At 55.3% G+C, this 17715-nt stretch carries 12 protein-coding genes; 7 read left to right on the top strand and 5 right to left on the bottom strand.

Going from position 1 to position 17715, the window contains the following annotated elements; genetic code table 11:
- The first annotated feature begins 211 nt into the window (after positions 1-211).
- Complete coding sequence (locus FJ695_RS11890) at positions 212-2734, top strand: methyl-accepting chemotaxis protein (protein WP_141185649.1); 2523 nt, start codon at positions 212-214, stop codon at positions 2732-2734.
- Positions 2735-3128: 394 nt separating this feature from the next.
- Positions 3129-4646, top strand: a complete 1518-nt coding sequence (betC, locus tag FJ695_RS11885) for a choline-sulfatase (RefSeq protein WP_141185648.1) — start codon at positions 3129-3131, stop codon at positions 4644-4646.
- Between the two features lie 270 nt (positions 4647-4916).
- Here the strand turns inward: betC and FJ695_RS11880 are convergent, their stop codons facing one another.
- Positions 4917-6146, bottom strand: a complete 1230-nt coding sequence (locus tag FJ695_RS11880) for an alpha/beta fold hydrolase (RefSeq protein WP_141185647.1) — start codon at positions 6144-6146, stop codon at positions 4917-4919.
- Positions 6147-6217: 71 nt separating this feature from the next.
- Here FJ695_RS11880 and FJ695_RS11875 point away from each other — a divergent pair, with 71 nt between their 5' ends.
- From FJ695_RS11875 to FJ695_RS11865, 3 genes are all read left to right on the top strand, one after another.
- Positions 6218-6676: a MarR family winged helix-turn-helix transcriptional regulator gene (locus FJ695_RS11875; protein WP_141185646.1), complete on the top strand. Its 459-nt coding sequence runs from the start codon at positions 6218-6220 to the stop codon at positions 6674-6676.
- A gap of 99 nt (positions 6677-6775) precedes the next feature.
- Positions 6776-9649 (top strand): excinuclease ABC subunit UvrB, encoded by a 2874-nt coding sequence (gene uvrB / locus FJ695_RS11870; RefSeq protein WP_141185645.1) that lies wholly within the window; start codon positions 6776-6778, stop codon positions 9647-9649.
- 654 nt (positions 9650-10303) lie between these two features.
- On the top strand, positions 10304-10594 hold the full coding sequence (locus FJ695_RS11865; RefSeq protein ID WP_141185644.1) for a hypothetical protein: 291 nt from the start codon (positions 10304-10306) through the stop codon (positions 10592-10594).
- 41 nt (positions 10595-10635) lie between these two features.
- Here the strand turns inward: FJ695_RS11865 and FJ695_RS11860 are convergent, their stop codons facing one another.
- The gene (locus tag FJ695_RS11860; RefSeq protein WP_141185643.1) at positions 10636-10845 is read right to left on the bottom strand and encodes a cold-shock protein; all 210 of its coding nucleotides are present in this window, start codon (positions 10843-10845) and stop codon (positions 10636-10638) included.
- A 441-nt stretch (positions 10846-11286) separates the two neighbouring features.
- Here FJ695_RS11860 and FJ695_RS11855 point away from each other — a divergent pair, with 441 nt between their 5' ends.
- Both FJ695_RS11855 and FJ695_RS11850 read left to right on the top strand, forming a co-directional pair.
- Positions 11287-12435: a trypsin-like serine protease gene (locus FJ695_RS11855; protein WP_141185642.1), complete on the top strand. Its 1149-nt coding sequence runs from the start codon at positions 11287-11289 to the stop codon at positions 12433-12435.
- 283 nt (positions 12436-12718) lie between these two features.
- Positions 12719-14197: a hypothetical protein gene (locus FJ695_RS11850; RefSeq protein WP_141185641.1), complete on the top strand. Its 1479-nt coding sequence runs from the start codon at positions 12719-12721 to the stop codon at positions 14195-14197.
- 78 nt (positions 14198-14275) lie between these two features.
- On the opposite strand, the gene FJ695_RS11845 is transcribed toward FJ695_RS11850, so the two are convergent.
- From FJ695_RS11845 to FJ695_RS11835, 3 genes are all read right to left on the bottom strand, one after another.
- Positions 14276-15046, bottom strand: a complete 771-nt coding sequence (locus FJ695_RS11845; RefSeq protein ID WP_141185640.1) for a LuxR family transcriptional regulator — start codon at positions 15044-15046, stop codon at positions 14276-14278.
- A 190-nt stretch (positions 15047-15236) separates the two neighbouring features.
- Positions 15237-15539: an ATP-dependent Clp protease adapter ClpS gene (clpS, locus tag FJ695_RS11840; protein ID WP_141185639.1), complete on the bottom strand. Its 303-nt coding sequence runs from the start codon at positions 15537-15539 to the stop codon at positions 15237-15239.
- Between the two features lie 306 nt (positions 15540-15845).
- Complete coding sequence (locus tag FJ695_RS11835; protein WP_141185638.1) at positions 15846-17483, bottom strand: methyl-accepting chemotaxis protein; 1638 nt, start codon at positions 17481-17483, stop codon at positions 15846-15848.
- Between the last annotated feature and the right edge of the window lie 232 nt (positions 17484-17715).

Below are 17715 nucleotides of genomic sequence, written 5' to 3'. Positions count from 1 at the left end.
TGGTTCTACCTTTTGTCCCACGAAAGGCGTCTCCAATTCGTCCACGCGGCCTCAGGCACTTCAAAAGCAACGGCGTCGTGAGCAAAATAAATGCAATTGGTGTAATTATTTCGAAGTACACGGCGTTCTCTGATGACGCTGACATATTTGATAAATTTTAAGTATTAACCGGTAAAAATCCCAGTAGATACTGTTATTGGGACATCAGAACATGAAGTTGTCATTTCCGGAATTTGGAAAACACCGTAGATCCAGAGAAAATTCCGCAACGGCGCCAACCACCTCCAAATCCAAGCAACCGGCATTTCTGAATTGGTCCATCAAAACACAATTGCGAATTGGCTTTGCTGCCATGCTTTTGTGCGCCATTGGCGTCGGGGCCAGCGGCCTGTTCGCGGCATCTCAAGTGCAGACATCGGTCACCACCGCAAAAACGGCAAATGAACTGCTGGGAAATATACCCACGCTCCTAACCAACGCGCAGAATTACGACCGTACAGCCACAATTGGCAGCGCCTCAGCTGTCAAATCAGACATTTCATCTCTTTCCGGGCACAGCGCAGATCTGGCTGCCTCACGGCCCGCTGAAGCTGAGAATCTCGACAAAATCATCGCGGATCTTGAAAACCAGTTTACCGCCCTTGCGGCTGTGCGAACCGATCGCGATATGGCGGTAAACGAGCTGAACTCCCTGACCACCAATCTGGTCGCAACGACAAACAAGGTTTTCGAGGACTACACAGCCCTTGAGGTTTATCGGTCGACCCTTGCCCTTACGAACAAGGGCAAGATGAATGACCTCAACAAAGTCTCGCCACGTCTTACAAACATGCGCACCACCGCAGCTATGCTCGAACAGGAAACATCTGCGTTTGTGGCGTCTGCCGACAAGGCAGCAGGCAAGAAACTCGCGGATCAGGTCAAAAACCTGGAGAAGGATGCCAAGGCCGTCCGCAGAACAGTGAAAACCAAGGCTTTGAAGGCTGACGTCAAAAAGCTGATCAAAACATCCAAAGCCCTTGGCAAGAAAATCAAGGCACACAAGGCGCCTGGTTCAGACGATGTTTGGAAAGCAGACTTTCAGCCGCTTGCCAATGAGCTCAGCACATTGGCGGAAAGCATCATTTCCGAAGCTCAAGCCCCAATTAAGGAGCTGCGTGCCGAACTGCGCGCGTTTGAAGCGGCCTCCGCCGAAATCGCACTTCTGTCTTCAAACACCCAGAACATTGCCCGGAGTGTGTTGGGAATCCGCAGTTCCTATGCCGATTTCCTGAACACTCCTTCAGATGCGGTCGCAGCCAGTTTTCAGGACTATCTCAATGGCGCTAAGTCGCAGCTCGCGGATCTGGAGAAAGTTCGGGTCGCCGCTCTCAAAGAGACCAAGGACAAAGCCTATTCGGACCTCTTGAACGGTCCTTTGCAGACACTTGTGAAAGCAGGCACAGACGGTTTTCCGGCACTCGCAGCGACATTTGAAACGGTGATTACAAGCACCCGGGATCTTGACGCAAGTCAGACCGCATTCACTGCGGCGGTTACCCAGCTGACCGAACAAGCTGAAGCGATTAGTTTGGCATCAGGAAACTCAGCAGTCGGGTCGGCAACCGCGGCCCAAACCCAGATCTCGGGAGCCCTTGTAGTAGCCCTTGCGATGGGGATCGGCTTTGTGGTTCTACTGACCGGGGCCATCATCCGGCCCTTGCGCGGTCTGACCGGTGCCATGCAGCAATTACAAGACGGTAAAACCGACCTTGATCTGGCAGCAGACCAGCGCGGCGATGAAATCGGCGATATGGCGCGCGCCGTTGGCACGTTCCGAGACCGCGAAGTTGAACGCGTGCGGCTGGAAGAGGAAACCGAAGCCAGCGCCGAAGCTGTTCGCCAGCGCCAGCAGGCGGTTGATGACCTGGTTGCCAACTTCCGTGAAGACATTGAGACCGCGCTCTCAACTGTCAACGGCAACATGCAGCAGCTGGAAGATACCGCAGAACAACTCACAGGAATTGCAGAAACCACGACCGGCAAAAGCGAAGATGCCAGCATGGCCTCCAGCCAAACCAGCCAGAACGTCCAGACAATCGCGGCCGCGACCGAAGAGCTGTCCGCGTCAGTTCAGGAAGTTGGCCGGCAGGTCAATGCCACCCTGGGCCGCGTCGAAGAAGTGACCGGTGCCACCCGGACATCCAACGACCAAATCCGTGGCTTGTCAGCGGCCGCAGAGCGGATTGGCGCAGTGGTGCAACTTATCCAGGAGATCGCAGAACAGACCAATCTGCTTGCCCTCAATGCCACCATTGAAGCAGCCCGCGCTGGCGAAGCGGGCAAAGGGTTTGCCGTTGTCGCCTCCGAGGTCAAATCCCTCGCCGGTCAAACCGCCAAGGCAACTGATGAGATTTCCAGCCAGGTGTCCGAAATTCAGCAATCCACCGGGGCCGCTGTGGACGCAATCAGCGCGATCATGAATATGATGGAAGACGTCAACGAAACCGCCGCGGCAATGGCCGATTCCGTCGAGCAGCAATCCGAAGCAACCTCAGAGATTTCGACCGGGGTTTCGCAAGCGGCCGCACAAACAGCCACGGTCTCCAACCATGTTGGCGACTTGTCCAAAGGATCCAGTGAGACCAGCCAATCGGCCAAACAGGTCGAATCCATCGCTGACGAAGCCACGGCCCAACTCAACACCGTCACAAGCCGGATCGATCGCTTCCTGAAAGACGTTGCGGCGGCATAAGTGCCGCCTTCCCAGGCCATAAAAGACCGGCAACGGAAACTCTTTGGCGATGGAAAGCCGGCTGGAGGGAACTTCCACCTGAATGTGCTGACAAATTCAATCCGCGCCGCGATCAGAACGACTGCAGATCATTTAGATCTGGCTCTACGCTAAGCATAGGCATTTCTCCAGATCCCCATTTGCTGTCTCGAAACAGAACGATTTGCTGGACCTGAAAGCTGGAGCGCACTTCAGGTCACGACGCATTTTTCAGTTTCTCAGTACCTGGAGCCAACCATGAGTTTTCGCCCAACAAGCCTCGAATCTTTTTTGATTGACTGATCAATCAGTAAAAATCCATAGTCTGCCAACACAGCCAAAAACATTGGCGTCGGGAACTCGGGAGGAGGCTGCGATGAGTGATAAGAAAAATATTCTGATCCTGATGGTTGATCAGTTAAATGGCACGCTGTTTCCAGATGGTCCGGCAGATTTCCTTCACGCTCCAAACTTGAAAAAACTGGCGGAACGGTCTGTCCGTTTTGAAAACACCTACACCGCATCCCCGCTCTGCGCCCCGGGACGGGCGAGTTTCATGTCCGGCCAGTTGCCGCGCCGGACCGGCGTCTACGACAATGCGGCGGAGTTTGCCTCCGACATTCCGACTTACGCGCACCATCTGCGCCGCGCCGGTTACACCACGTGCCTGTCCGGAAAAATGCATTTCGTCGGCCCGGATCAGATGCATGGTTTTGAGGAGCGGCTGACCACCGACATTTATCCGGCCGATTTCGGCTGGACTCCAGACTACCGGAAGCCGGGCGAGCGGATCGACTGGTGGTATCACAATATGGGATCTGTGACTGGCGCCGGTGTTGCGGAAATCTCTAACCAGATGGAGTATGACGACGACGTAGCTTTCCAGGCCGTGCGCAAGATCTATGATTATGGCCGGGGTAAATACGACCGCCCGTTCTGCCTGACGGTCAGCTTCACTCATCCGCATGATCCCTACGTCGCCCGCAAGAAATACTGGGACCTTTATGAGGACTGCGAGCACCTGCTGCCGGAGGTTCCGGCCAAGTCCTATGAGGATCACGACCCGCATTCCAAGCGGATTTTCGATGCCAACGATTGGCGCAATTTCGACATCACCGAAGACAACATCCGGCGGTCCCGCCGCGCCTATTTCGCCAATATCTCCTATCTGGACGACAAGATCGGCGAGATCCTGCATGCGCTCGAAGCGATGAATCTTGCGGAAGATACCACCATTCTCTTCGTTTCCGACCACGGCGATATGCTCGGAGAGCGTGGTCTGTGGTTCAAGATGACCTTCTTTGAGGGCTCGTCGCGCGTCCCATTGATGATCGCCGACAAGGATCTAACGCCGTCCCACATCGTCACGCCGGTGAGCACGCTCGATGTTCTGCCGACAACCTGCGACCTTGCTGGCATCGATATGAGCGAAATACTGCCCTGGACGGACGGCACCAGCCTGGTTCCGCTCGCCAACGGCGCGGCCCGCACCGAGCCGGTCTTGATGGAATATGCCGCCGAGGCCTCCTATGCCCCGTTGGTCGGCATCCGGGAGGGCGACTGGAAGTACATTCACTGCGAGCTCGACCCGCCGCAGCTGTTCAACCTGGCGGACGACCCGAATGAGTTGACCAATCTGGCCGGGGATCCAGCCCATGCGGACACAGCCGCAACCTTTGCTCAACAAGTCTCGAATAAATGGGACATGGCCGCCTATGACGGCGAAGTCCGCCAGTCCCAGGCCCGCCGCTGGATCGTCTATGAGGCTCTTAGAAACGGCGCCTATTTCCCCTGGGACTACCAGCCACTGCAAAAAGCTTCGGAACGCTACATGCGCAACCACATGGATTTGAATGAGGTGGAGGAAGGCAACCGCTTTCCGCGCGGGGAGTAAGATACCTTTTTATGCTTCTTAAAGGAGACTAGCGAGACGTTTTTGAAACAGGAACAATATCGCAACCTGAAACCCGCTCGCTGACAGACATAATGTTGCTGGCCATGCGCAGCCTCCCCCGGGATGGCGTCTACATCGCCCGACCACTTGCACAAATCATTAGCGATCGAGCCTGTTGTCGCCATCTCAGCAACCGCTTGCCTGACTAAGCATCAGAAAAGCAAGGCAGGTGGTGAAACACCGGCCTGCCTTGACAGTTCTTCTACTGTCCTAGTCGCGGATTTTTCCAGTAATCCAGCTTGCGGCGATCGCCTCCCGTGGGTCCCGTTGAGGACAATGGCCCGGCTCGTCAGTCACATGCAGGGTGACATCCGTGCCACGAGCCATCAGCGACTGAACGTCGCCCAACGGCGCCACTGGATCCCTGTTTGTCAGAATTGCGAGAAGCGGAGTATCAATTTGCGGCCCCTCAAACAGCCCTTGGCTTTTTAATGACAAGGGACGGAGACCCACCGACATTTCTTTGAAGCTTGCATCGATATCGAGACCTAGCCGGGCACGAACACCATCCATCGTAAAGGCCGGAAACTGGCTGTAGGCATCCGGCGGAGCCATAAAAGGCCGGTGCAGCGGGCCGCACATGTAAATGACACCGGCCAGGTCAAGATCCGGCCGGGCAGCCCACGCCCGTGCTGCTGGCGTCCCGCCAAAGCTGGCGCCTTGAACAAAGATGTTTCGGCCATCGATCTCGGGCAGCGTTTTAAGATGGAGAGCTGCAGCAGCGTGCAACTTGTCCAGATCCGGTGAAAAAGAATAGGCCGTAGAGCCTCCATTCCCCGGCATATCGAGACTAAGCATAGCGATTTTCCGAACCGCCAGCTGTTTGATGAAATATGGCAGAAGCTCCTCTTTCGTTACATCCGACCCCATGGAAACGATCACCACAGGAAACGGACCGTCGCCTTTGGGAAGATGCAACCAAGTGGAAAATTCCTCGCCATCAAACGGAATATCCAGTTTTCGGATTGGTACAGGCAAAAACTGTCCTGCCTTTTCATAGGCTTGCCAAGCCTGGGACAAAGCCGAACGCTGTTCCGGGTCATTCGTGTGTGGCGATGACGCCCGCAGAAAATAGCTGAATGCATCACGGTAGCGGCTGGCGGCCGCCTCCGGTTTGTCGTCATCGTTCAAGTCATCAGCCTCTGCCAATGCCGTTTTGCCCAACTCGGTCCAGGTTTCGATCCAGCTTCCGGCCCCACGGCGCGACGGATCATCGGGAAGTGTGTCGCTAGGCGCTGTCTCTTTGATGCGTGTCAGTGCGGCTGCAATTTCTTGCGGTCGTCCGCCAACGTGAAGCCAGGTCTCCGGGTCGATCGGGTGATACCAGGAACCTTCGCTGGGAGCCCTGAACTGGTTACCATCAAGCTCCTGAGCCGGCGCCGGTCCTGTAAATGCAAGTCCTGCGGCGATACAAGCAGCTAAGAATATTGTTCGGCACATGCTATGTCCTTCTATAACGCGAGCAAAATTGTCAGTCCAGACTGACGATATACGTAGCTATACAGGACACAATGTCAACCTCGACTGACAAAAAACACTCGAACTCGGCACGCCCAACGATCCGCGGTCTGTTGCAGGACACCTGGCAGAAATTGGATAAGCGCATGATCGAACTACGCAAAGGCACTGGGCTCGATGTGGTTCGACCGGCCGATGCCAACCTGTTCATGACCATCTGCCGCCACCCACGTACGGTGTCAGAACTGGCCCGCGACCGGGGCGTTACCCGCCAGTCGATCCACTCGGCAGTCCACCGGCTGGTCGAAGCCGGCGCCCTCCGGCTCGACCCCGTCCCCGGAAACTTGCGGGACAAGATGCCGGTTCCCACCGAAAAGGGATTGGAAGCGCGAAAAAAAGCCCAGGCGCTGGTTGCAGAGATGGAACAAGAACTCGCTGAAAAACTCGGCCGGGAGAAACTTGAAACGCTCCGGGGCCTTTTACAGGAACTCAACGAAGTCCCCTTCTCCTGACAGCCTATTGTCAGGAGACTGGCAAGAAGTCTGAGAAACTGGAACAAAGCCGCAACGGAGGGGTTTTCTCGCGCGCGGACTCGGACCATATTGAGGCCCATGAGCAAGCGCCCCCCGAAAACCTCCGCAGACGATCCCAACGCGCCCGACGGCTTCGGCGAAGCCCCGCAGAAGCCCCTGTCTGGCACGCCTCTATCAGGCTCGATTTCCGATTGGGCCGCCGAGATTTCGGAAGAAGCGGAGAAACCTGCGCCCAAAAAGGCCGCAGTAAAAAAGGCAGCTTCCAAAAAAGAAAAGCCCACCAAATCCGCCCGCGGCACCTCCATCGGCAAGGCCGAGAGTGCGCGCGAACGGGCGGCCGGCGGGTTGAACCCGGTCGCCGGGCTGGACATGAGCCTGGAAGAGGCCGAGGCGCTTGAAGCAAAGCTCAAACAGCACAAGAAGGACAACAAAAAGAAATCCGCCGCCGACGGCCGCTATGGTGAACTCGGCGGAAATCAAGGCGCAACGGCCACCGTGGAAGCCCTGTCGGCGTTGATCGAAAGCGGCAATCCGCTCCACAAGAACGGCGCGGAATGGGTGCCGCACCGGCCCGAACGCCCGCCGAAATCCGAAGGCGGCGTCGAGATCGTGCTCGCCTCCGAGTATGAGCCCAAGGGCGACCAGCCGACCGCCATTGCCGATCTCGTCGAAGGCATGAACACCGGCGACCAGACCCAGGTGCTGCTCGGTGTCACCGGTTCGGGCAAGACTTATACGATGGCGCAGGTGATCTCCCGCACCCAGCGCCCGGCGTTGATCCTGGCGCCCAACAAGACACTGGCGGCCCAGCTTTACGGCGAGTTCAAAAGCTTCTTTCCGGACAACGCAGTCGAATATTTCGTTTCCTACTACGACTACTACCAGCCGGAAGCCTACGTCCCGCGCACGGACACCTATATCGAGAAGGAATCCTCGATCAACGAACAGATTGACCGGATGCGCCACTCGGCCACCCGCGCCCTTTTGGAGCGCGACGACGTCATCATCGTCGCCTCGGTGTCCTGCATCTACGGTATCGGGTCGGTCGAAACCTATACGGCGATGACCTTCGCGATTGAGGTGGGTGAGCAGATCGACCAGCGCCAGCTGATCGCTGATCTGGTCGCCCTGCAGTACAAGCGCAACGACGCCGCCTTCCAGCGCGGCACCTTCCGCGTCCGCGGGGATACGATTGAGCTGTTTCCGGCCCACTATGAGGACCGCGCCTGGCGGATCTCCCTGTTCGGCGACGAGATCGAGCAAATCACCGAATTCGATCCCCTCACCGGCCAGAAATCCGGCGAACTGAAAAGCGTCAAGATCTACGCCAACTCGCACTATGTGACGCCCAAGCCGACGCTGAACCAGGCGACAAAGTCGATCAAGGAAGAGCTGAAACACCGGCTGGAGGAATTGAACGCCCACGGCCGCCTGCTGGAAGCCCAGCGGCTGGAACAGCGCACCATGTTCGACCTGGAAATGCTGGAGGCGACCGGGTCCTGTGCCGGTATCGAGAACTACTCGCGCTATCTGACCGGCCGCAAGCCGGGCGAGCCGCCGCCCACTCTGTTTGAGTATCTGCCGGACAATGCCATCGTTTTTGCCGACGAGAGCCATGTCACCATTCCTCAGATCGGCGCCATGTACCGGGGCGACTTCCGCCGCAAGGCGACACTGGCAGAGTACGGCTTCAGACTCCCGAGCTGCATGGACAACCGTCCACTGCGCTTTGAGGAATGGAATGCCATGCGGCCGCAATCGATTGCGGTCTCGGCCACCCCCGGCAGCTGGGAAATGGAGGAGGCCGGCGGCGTGTTTGCCGAACAGGTGATCCGCCCGACCGGCCTGATCGACCCGCCAGTGGAAATCCGCCCGGCGACATCCCAGGTCGATGATCTTCTGGGGGAAGTCCGGGAGACCGCCCAGAAAGGCTACCGCACGCTGGTCACCACCTTGACCAAGCGGATGGCCGAGGATCTGACCGAATATCTGCACGAAAACGGCGTGCGCGTGCGCTACATGCACTCCGACATCGACACGCTGGAACGCATCGAGATCCTGAGGGATCTGCGCCTCGGCGCCTTCGACGTGCTGGTTGGCATCAACTTGCTGCGCGAGGGCCTCGACATTCCCGAATGTGCGCTGGTCGCGATCCTGGATGCGGACAAGGAAGGTTTTCTGCGCTCCGAAACCTCGCTGATCCAGACCATTGGCCGCGCAGCCCGGAATGTCGACGGCAAGGTGATCCTTTATGCCGACAATATGACCGGCTCCATGGAGCGGGCAATTGCCGAAACCAACCGCCGCCGCGACAAACAGATAGCCTACAACGCCGAACACGGCATCACGCCGGAAAGCGTCCGCCGCTCCATCGGCGACATTCTGGAATCGGTCTACGAGCAGGACCACGTCACGGTCGATGCCGGTTTTGCCGAGGAAGGGGCACTGGTCGGCCACAATCTGCAGGCTCACATTTCCGATCTGGAAAAACAGATGCGCGACGCCGCCGCCGATCTCGACTTCGAGACCGCCGCCCGCCTGCGCGACGAAATCAAACGCCTGCAGGAAACCGAACTGGCCGTTGCCGACGACGCCATGGCCCGGCAATCTGCCGTCGACCAGAAAACCGGCGGTTACAAGGGCGACAAGAAATTCGGCGCCGGCGGCACCAAGGAAGGCGCGAGCGGCAAGAAGAAGGAAACGGCGAAAGATAGAGCAGCCAAGGCCAAATCAAAGGTTCATAAGCCGAGCCTCGATGAAATGACCGTTGGGCGCACGGAAGTCCCACTGACAAAAGGCCCGCTGCCGCAAAAACCGGCACCCGTCGTCCAGGCAGACGATGCGCCTCATCTTTCCCCGCGCGGCAAGATCGGCGCCGGATCTTACGAGGATCCTGTGGACGAGAAAAAGCGGCGCGGTCGGCCGAAGAAGAGCGGACGGCCGGGGCAATAACCCCTCCCCCAGATGTCATCCCCGCCTTGTGCGGGGATCCATTGATTCCCGAAATCTCGGGAATGGGCAGAGGTTTATTGGGCCGCGTTTCAATGAATACACCCATCGGACCGATGCTGAACGGTGGATTGGATCCCCGCACAAGGCGGGGATGACGCTCAGTGAGCGCGCAGTGGCTGCGTTCCCTAAGCCGTCCCGGCCTCTGAGCCGGGACCAAAAACAGTGTAACAGATCCCGGATCAAATCCGGGACGGCACGGTTGGAACCTCCTGACACAAAGAAATCTTATCCACGCCCCCATGCCCCTGCCGTATGATGATCTGCGTATCCGCTCACACGGGCTTTTTGGGGGACCGTCCCCCGGGAGGGAGCGGATCGGGCGGGGCTGACGGGCCGGTGTAACGAACCGGACCGGGGTCCGGCGCGATAATGGACGGCGGTGACCCTGCAGCGGCAACACCGAGTAGCGGCCGGCTGGGCGTGCTGCGGAGGGCGGATTGACACCCCGCACTTCGAGTCTGGCCGGTGCTGTGCCACGGCGCGCACCAAACAGCCCGGGCGGGGCAGTCAAGCTTTGCCGAAGACTCATTTATTCAACTGATGCGCAGGCAAGGCCCGGCGCGCCCCGCCACTCCTGTGGCTCAGGGAAGAGATTTGAGCAAAACGCCGGAGGATTTCCTCGCGGCGGGTTTTGTGCTGTTCAAGGCTGGCGAGGCAAAACCAAACTCACGTCTTATCGCCCTAGCACCCGCATTCGCGGGCATGAACACCAGCTGGTCCTTGGTACACGACGGGTCTCTCAGATTACTCGATCCCAGCTTTCGCTGGAATGAAAAGTCAGAGGAATTAGAAAGACCTCATGCCTTTCCCGTAGTGAAGCAACAGGAAAGTCTGAAAAACAAAAAAGCCGGGCGCGTGGCCCGGCTTTTCGAAGCGGTTTTCTGAACCTGGATCCCTGTCCGGTGATCTGCAGTCCAGAAAAAGCCTTAGACTGCAGAAAGGTTGTCAGCAGCGGACTTGCCGGAGCGGCGGTCCTGAACAACTTCAAAGCTGACCTTCTGGCCTTCGTTCAAAGTTGTCATGCCAGAGCGCTCAACAGCGGAGATGTGCACGAACACGTCGTTGCCGCCATCTTCCGGCTGAATGAAGCCGAAGCCTTTGGTGGTGTTGAAGAATTTAACTGTACCGATGGCCATTACGATGTCCTTTCAATCGGTCATAAGAAGATGTCCGTCCTGCGTTATGCAGCCCGGCGCGCGTAGTCGACGTTGAGAGGGAAGATCGTTCTGAGCATGGAAATCCACACGCGTACAAAGTTCGTCAAGCAATATCGATTTGACCGTGATAGCGGACAATTGCGGTTTATTAAAGACTATTTTCTGTGCGGCACCTGATAGCCACAATTAAGCCCGGCAGCTGTGATACCAGTGCAGCAAGAGACTTTGCAGGCAACAAGGCCTTCAAGTGTGTAAATCCTGTGATTTCAGTTACAGCAATATTTAACGATCCATCCATTATCAGGTAAAGACCGATTGGCCTCGCGGATAAAGATGCGCGGTCCGGGAAGAAAAGGGCCGCTGCCGGTTTAGATTACTGAGCAGACAAAAAGCAAGGCAGCCGAAGGCAGACGAAAAAGCATGTCAACAGAAGCGAACGACGACAGTTTTCCCGGTCAAGCGGTTGCCTATATCGTATCGACCTGGGGCCGTCAGTCTTATGTCAGCTCCGGCGTGCTTGTTGGCCGCAATGATGTGCTCACAGCCAGCCATGCCATCTACGCCGCTGAGTTGGGCGGCCTGGCCGACGAGATCAAAATCTATTTCTCTTATGACCCGGATGAGAGCAACCCGACCTATTACACCCCGGCCAATCAAAGCTATTACGATGATTTCGACCCGGACAATGACGGGCTGATTTACAGCGGCGACAACCGCGCCTTCAGCCTCGGCGGGGCGGAACGCGATATCGCCCTGCTGTCGCTCAGTGAAGCGGTTGGCGATACTTATGGCTGGTTTGGCATCAACTACAGCTTCACCTCCGGAACCGTCGGTGTGCTGGGTTTTCCAGGCGCCTATAACAACAACCTGACCTATGACAGCGCCTTTGCTTCCAAGGATCTGATCGACAATTACGTCGATACCCGCAATCTGGAAATCAATTCCGGGAACAGCGGCGGTCCGATCTTCACCGGCAGTGGTGACAATGTCAGCGTTGTCGGGGTCGTCTCAACCAGCGCCGCGGCGGCTTCGGTCACTGCCCATGAAGCCTGGCTGACTTCCACCATGGCCAGCAACGACAGTTATATCGAGACGGCCAACCCGCCGGTGATCGATGCCTCCGCAAACGCCATCTTCCGCTTTTTCAACACGCTCACCGGCACGCATTTTTACACCGGCGACACGACGGAGCGCGATACGATCATCGCGGCGGCCTCCTCCATGTCTTATGAAGGGGTTGCCTTTGCTGCGGCCGACGCGGCAACCAACCCATCTAGCCTGATCAACATTTACCGGCTTTACAACACGTCGACGGGCACTCATTTCTACACGGCCAGCGAAGACGAACGGGCGCACGTCACCAACAATCTCCCGGATTTCATCTACGAAGGCATTGCCTATCAAGGGTATGCAAGTGAGGTCAGCGGCACCAGTGTGGCCCTCTACCGCTTCTACAACAGTTCAACCGGCACACACTTTTATACAGCCTCAGAATCTGAAAGAGACAGCATCCAGACGGTCGGTTCCCTGACCTATGAAGGTATCGCGTATTACGTTGACACTGCGTAACATTCAAAAAGCAGCAGAATAAACTCGACCGCACCTTAAAGAAAACAGACACCTTAAGTTGTTTTATTATCGGCAAAATTTGCGATAATTTCCGTTAACCATCCTGTCATTTTCACCGACTTTCCGGGGATATCGTTCTTTTTGCGGTAACGCTGACCGGTGTAATGTGACTGCGCACCGTCTGAGTCGTTGTACGGCCCCGCCATTTGGGTTAAAAAAGGCTTAATAGTATTGCGTATCCCGCGTTGCTAGGATTTAGCGCGCGGCACATCAGGAGCACGGAATGGGCATTTTCTCGAAATCCTCGAACCCGGGCCAAGACCTGGACCAGACGATCGAGACGGATACAGGACAGCAGCCGGTACAAGAACCAACCACCAATGTGGAACAACTGTCCCCCTTCGCTTTAAGAATGCAGGAAAAGATGAACCAGCTGGACGGCCTCAAAGGCCGGATTGGCGGGCTTACCCAGACCTTTGACCAGATGGCCGCCTTTGCCGCAGAAAGCCAGACCAGCATCCGCATGATGGCGGAATACCTCGAAAACTCCCGCGCCAGCGTGGAGACCGAGGTCCGGCTGAAATCGGAAAACGCCAAAATCTCCACCGACCTGCTCGACGCCGAGCACAAGGTGAAGTCACTAACCACGCAGCTTGAAGACGCTCAGGCAGAAGTTCATTCACTGCGCAAACGGTCGACCGAAACCCGGACTGCGTTGGAAACGGCGCGCAACGATATTGTTTCGATCCGTGACAACAATAAAAAGATCAACGAAGAATACCGGCTTCAAAGCGCCACGCTGGTGGATGCCAACGCGCAAATTGCAGATCTGTCCGGAAAACTGAATGATCTGACAGCGAAGTTCGAAACGCTGGAAAAACACGCGGAAAGCCTCAACTCAGATCTGGAAGCCGTCAAACACCGCGAGAAAGAGCTGCAACAGAACCTTTCTGAAAGCGCTGCGCTTCTGGAAGAGGAAATCCGCAAGAACAATCAGGCTTCCAGCGAGCTGGAAGCGGTCAAACGTGAACTGATTGATTTCCGCAATGACAACATCGACCTGAAATCCCACCTCGATGTCGCCAATCAGGAACTGGTCTACGCCAAGTCGCGGCTGGAAGAAGAACAACGCAAGCACGACAATGAAGTCTATGCACTGAACGCCGAGATCGAAAACCTGTCGTCACAGCGCCGGATCGGCGCGCAGTCCCTGCAAGAGATGGCGCGTGAAAACTCAACCATCAAGGAGCGCAGCCGCGAGCTGGTCAAGCGCATGCAGGAAATTGAACACCTGCTCGACAGTGCTCAGAAGAACCATGAGAAAGACCGCAACGAGCTGATGGCGACCACCGCCAAGCTGCGTGAGGTCAACCTGCGCTACAACTCGGCCCTTACAGATCTTAATCACCAGCGCAATCAAAACCAGAAATTCGCGGACAATCTGGAAGATCTGGTCGATGAGAACAAACGTCTGCAGCGTTATAAGATCCAGGTAGACACCGCCAACGAGCAGATTACGCAGTTGAAGGCCGTCATTGCCAATTATCAGATGGCCATGGAAGGCCGCGGGCCGGCCGAGGAACTGGGCTTGACGGAAAGCTTCGACCTCGCTGCGGATTTGGGGATCACCGACCCGCTGCCCGAAGTGAAAACCGACCCGAACACCGATATTCTGGATGATGTCACAGAGCCAGTCGACGAAGGTCCGGACGACGACACGCCGGGTGGCGGCGATGACAAGATCGTCAAGCTGCGCGACTAACGTCCCGTATCAATGACAAGACGAACAAAACCCGGCCTCAGGCCGGGTTTTCTTTTGAGCAGATTTGGCACTGCTCAATCACTTCCATATCTCAGGAACACCCAACAAAGAAACCGAAACTAGATTCAACCGGATAGCTTTTGCCGTCGCATTGACTTTGTTCGCGGCATTAAATTTACGAAAAATATTTCCCCAGTGGAATCGAACCGTAGCCACCGAAACACCAAGCAGCTGTGCAATTTCGCTGTCGGTCTTGCCTTCTGCGGACCAAGATAGGACATCGATTTCCCTTGAAGTGATGTGAACCGGCTGTTCCCGGTTGAAAAAGCTTAAAAACCGCTCGTGAAATGCGCCGGCAAGAAGGCTAACTTCCGCCAAAGTTTCAGGCGGAATATCCAATTCTTCATCGTTCGTGGACAGGCCAACAGCTGAAAGCCCTCCACCCTGCGTAAACAGAGGTATCCCGACACCATCGACAAGCCCGGCATCGGCGGCTTCACTCATAAGTATGCGGCTGGAAGCTTTTCGCTTCGGATCCAGTTTTTGGTCACGGTTTTGTGCCGTTATGGCTTCTGACCATACAAAGGCGGCTCCTCCGCGGATCGCTTTGTAAATGACCGGATCGCAGTCTAGGTAGTTGCGCTCCATATAATAGTCCATCCAGTCTTCCGGATAGTCAGTAGCAAATCCATGGTATTTACCCAATCCTTGTGCCAAATGGTCATTCATCAGAGTAAAACAAGCGTTGTTGAAACCATAGGCCTGGCCTGCATTAGCAAATACTTGAAAAACCAAATTCGCATCATCTGCGTTCTGAATGGCGATCAGTTCTTTTTCAAGTTCCGGCACCCGCCCCCCCCCTATCAGTTTTGAGAGCTATGAAGGGTGAGGCGAAGCATATAAGATTCTTCCTAAATGTCAGTCAGAATTGGATTTTTTAAGACTTTTCAGAAAATTCGCAGCGGCAGTCTTCTGCCGCTGTTTTTTTGCCAAGCATTCAAACTCGAAAAATAGCTTTGATCGCAACAAACAGCTAAAATTATTCCGGTTCGACGTTAAACTGTAGCGGATAACCGAGCCGCCCGGCCGCATCCAGCGCACGCATGGTTTTGGTTTCGGCAACATCTTTGGGATAAACCGAGACCACACAAGCCCCTTTTTGATGAGCCGTCATCATAACCGTTTCCGCCTGAGCTGTGTCCAAGCGGAATTCGCCCTTCAAGATCAAAACGACAAACTCCCTTGGCGTGTAATCGTCATTCAAAAGAACGACCTTGTAGAGTTTGGGTTTTTCAACTTTCGTGCGTTTCTTAAGCCGGAATTTCAGATCAGGATCGCTCATTACATTACCATTTCCCGGTCCAACACCATCGCCTTAGCAAGGTTCGAATTCATCCATTTCTTAGCCAATACTTCAAGCTTCTTGACCGAGACTAAGCCGTCCCAAACGGCCGTTTCACATTAAAAATGTAACATGGACGAAACAAATAACGGGGCAAACGCCGTCCGCTTGATGGTTAAGTTATAATGCACTGGTTGAGAAAAGAAAATATGACACCGGCTTGCCGTCATCCAACAAGAAAAAACCCCGCACTAAATGCGCGGGGTCTGTGTTTTTCAGCCACTCTGGCGGGGGCTGATTTAAACCTTAAGCGGCTGCGACGGTTTTGAGGAAATCATCAATACGCTCAGCCAGTTGGCGGGTGTTTTGAGCCACTTCAGAGGATGTCGCAGAAACCTCGCCAGCGGACTGGCTGGTATCATCAACCGCAGCCTTAACACCCGTCATGTTCTCGCTGATCTCGCGTGTTCCAGAAGCAACTTCCTGAATAGAACTGCTGATTTCAGCAGTTGCCGATCCCTGTTGCTCCAGAGCCTGAGTGATTGAGTTGGTGAACTCGTTGACCTTTTCCATAATGGTCGCAATTTCCTCGATCGCTGCTACAGAGTCCGAAGACGCACCCTGAATGGCATTGATCTGAGCGGAAATCTCTTCCGTTGCCTTGGAGGTCTGGGTGGCCAGCTCCTTAACTTCAGCGGCAACAACCGCAAAGCCTTTGCCGGCTTCACCAGCACGCGCAGCCTCAATCGTGGCGTTTAGTGCCAATAGGTTGGTCTGTTCAGCGATATCCTGGATGAGCTGCAACACCGCACCAATCTTCTGAGCAGAGGCAGCAAGGCTTGCAACCTGCTCATTCGCAGAGTTGGCTTTGTCATTTGCAGTAGAGACAACTTCACTGGTTTCATTGATCTGGCGGGAGATCTCACCGATGGAGGCCGACAATTCTTCCGATGCCGATGCGACCGTCTGGACGCTCGCATAGGCCTGTTCGGTAGCAGCTGCCACAGACGCAGTCCGCTCGGTATTGGTGGTGGACAGGTCCATCAGAACACCAGAGATATTGGCCATGCTATCCGTCGACTGGGAGACCGGCTCCAGTAGGCGTCCGCTGTCATCGCGGAAATCCGAGATCATTTCGTCCAGAGCGGCCTGGCGGCGGCGCTCGTTTTCGATGTTTTGCTGTTGTTCTTGTTCCAGTTCACGCTGACGCAAACCGTTGTCCCGGAAAATCTCGACCGTTCGAGCCATCTGACCCATTTCATCGACGCGCTCAACATACGGAATATTGATGTCATAGTTGCCGTCTGAAAGCGTGCCCATTGTGTCGGACAGCGTTCCGATCTGGCCAGTGATACGGCGGATTAAGGCAACCAAGACCAAGGAAACGGCAACAATTGCAATCACGGTGATAATCAGTGCGGTCATAAGCGCTTCACTGCGGGCGCTGTTAATCGCGGAAATATCAAAGGCGACATACATGATGCCGAGCGTTTCGGCAGCATCACCGTCCTTGCGCGTGATCGGCTTGATACCGATTTGATACTCTGAACCCGTGAAAAACTCGGTCGTTTCAGATGCATTTTCACCGCGCATTTCCTCAGGGATAAGGCTGATCAGCTCATCGTTGGAACCTGCTGCTTCTGCCCGGTTCAGAGACGCGAAAACATCACCGTTCTTTTCCTGAACGATAGCCCAGGAAAAGTCAGGGTTGTCCAGCAATGGATCAAGCAGCGTGTTCGCCAAGTCTTGGTCGAAATCCCAAATCGCATTGCCCAAAGCCTGATTGGTCAGGTTTGCACTCATACTGATTTGTTGTTCGAAAGCGTGCTGAACGCCCGATACACGTTGCGATGATGTTACATACGCGAAGGCGACGAACGCCAACGCGACCACTGCCACGATTGGCACTGTCGTGGTAAATTTCACTGATTGCCAGAACTTCATAATGTCCCCCATAAGGTTCGGGGAAGTTATAAATGAAGTCTGCAAATTTTCTCTTAATCGGGCGACTAGCAGGAGGTCGAAAAATAAGCAAAATCAAGTCGATTATTGGAAAAAACTACAATCTTTTATTTGAAAAACGAGCAAAACTATCAAGTCAGACAATAAAATACCCGCTCTCGATTTATTGCGATAGAAATATCTATCCGCTGGTTGCCTCAGGCTCTCACCAAAG

The sequence above is a fragment of the Labrenzia sp. PHM005 genome (assembly GCF_006517275.1).
GTDB lineage: Bacteria > Pseudomonadota > Alphaproteobacteria > Rhizobiales > Stappiaceae > Roseibium.
Note: the sequence above shows the minus strand (reverse complement) of the source record. Positions and strands in the feature narration are given on the sequence as shown.

Coding starts and splice junctions, on each gene's coding strand:
- FJ695_RS11890 (WP_141185649.1), top strand. CDS start 212: ATGAAGTTGTCATTTCCGGAATTTGGAAAACACCGTAGATCCAGAGAA.
- betC (WP_141185648.1), top strand. CDS start 3,129: ATGAGTGATAAGAAAAATATTCTGATCCTGATGGTTGATCAGTTAAAT.
- FJ695_RS11880 (WP_141185647.1), bottom strand. CDS start 6,146: ATGTGCCGAACAATATTCTTAGCTGCTTGTATCGCCGCAGGACTTGCA.
- FJ695_RS11875 (WP_141185646.1), top strand. CDS start 6,218: ATGTCAACCTCGACTGACAAAAAACACTCGAACTCGGCACGCCCAACG.
- uvrB (WP_141185645.1), top strand. CDS start 6,776: ATGAGCAAGCGCCCCCCGAAAACCTCCGCAGACGATCCCAACGCGCCC.
- FJ695_RS11860 (WP_141185643.1), bottom strand. CDS start 10,845: ATGGCCATCGGTACAGTTAAATTCTTCAACACCACCAAAGGCTTCGGC.
- FJ695_RS11855 (WP_141185642.1), top strand. CDS start 11,287: ATGTCAACAGAAGCGAACGACGACAGTTTTCCCGGTCAAGCGGTTGCC.
- FJ695_RS11850 (WP_141185641.1), top strand. CDS start 12,719: ATGGGCATTTTCTCGAAATCCTCGAACCCGGGCCAAGACCTGGACCAG.
- clpS (WP_141185639.1), bottom strand. CDS start 15,539: ATGAGCGATCCTGATCTGAAATTCCGGCTTAAGAAACGCACGAAAGTT.
- FJ695_RS11835 (WP_141185638.1), bottom strand. CDS start 17,483: ATGAAGTTCTGGCAATCAGTGAAATTTACCACGACAGTGCCAATCGTG.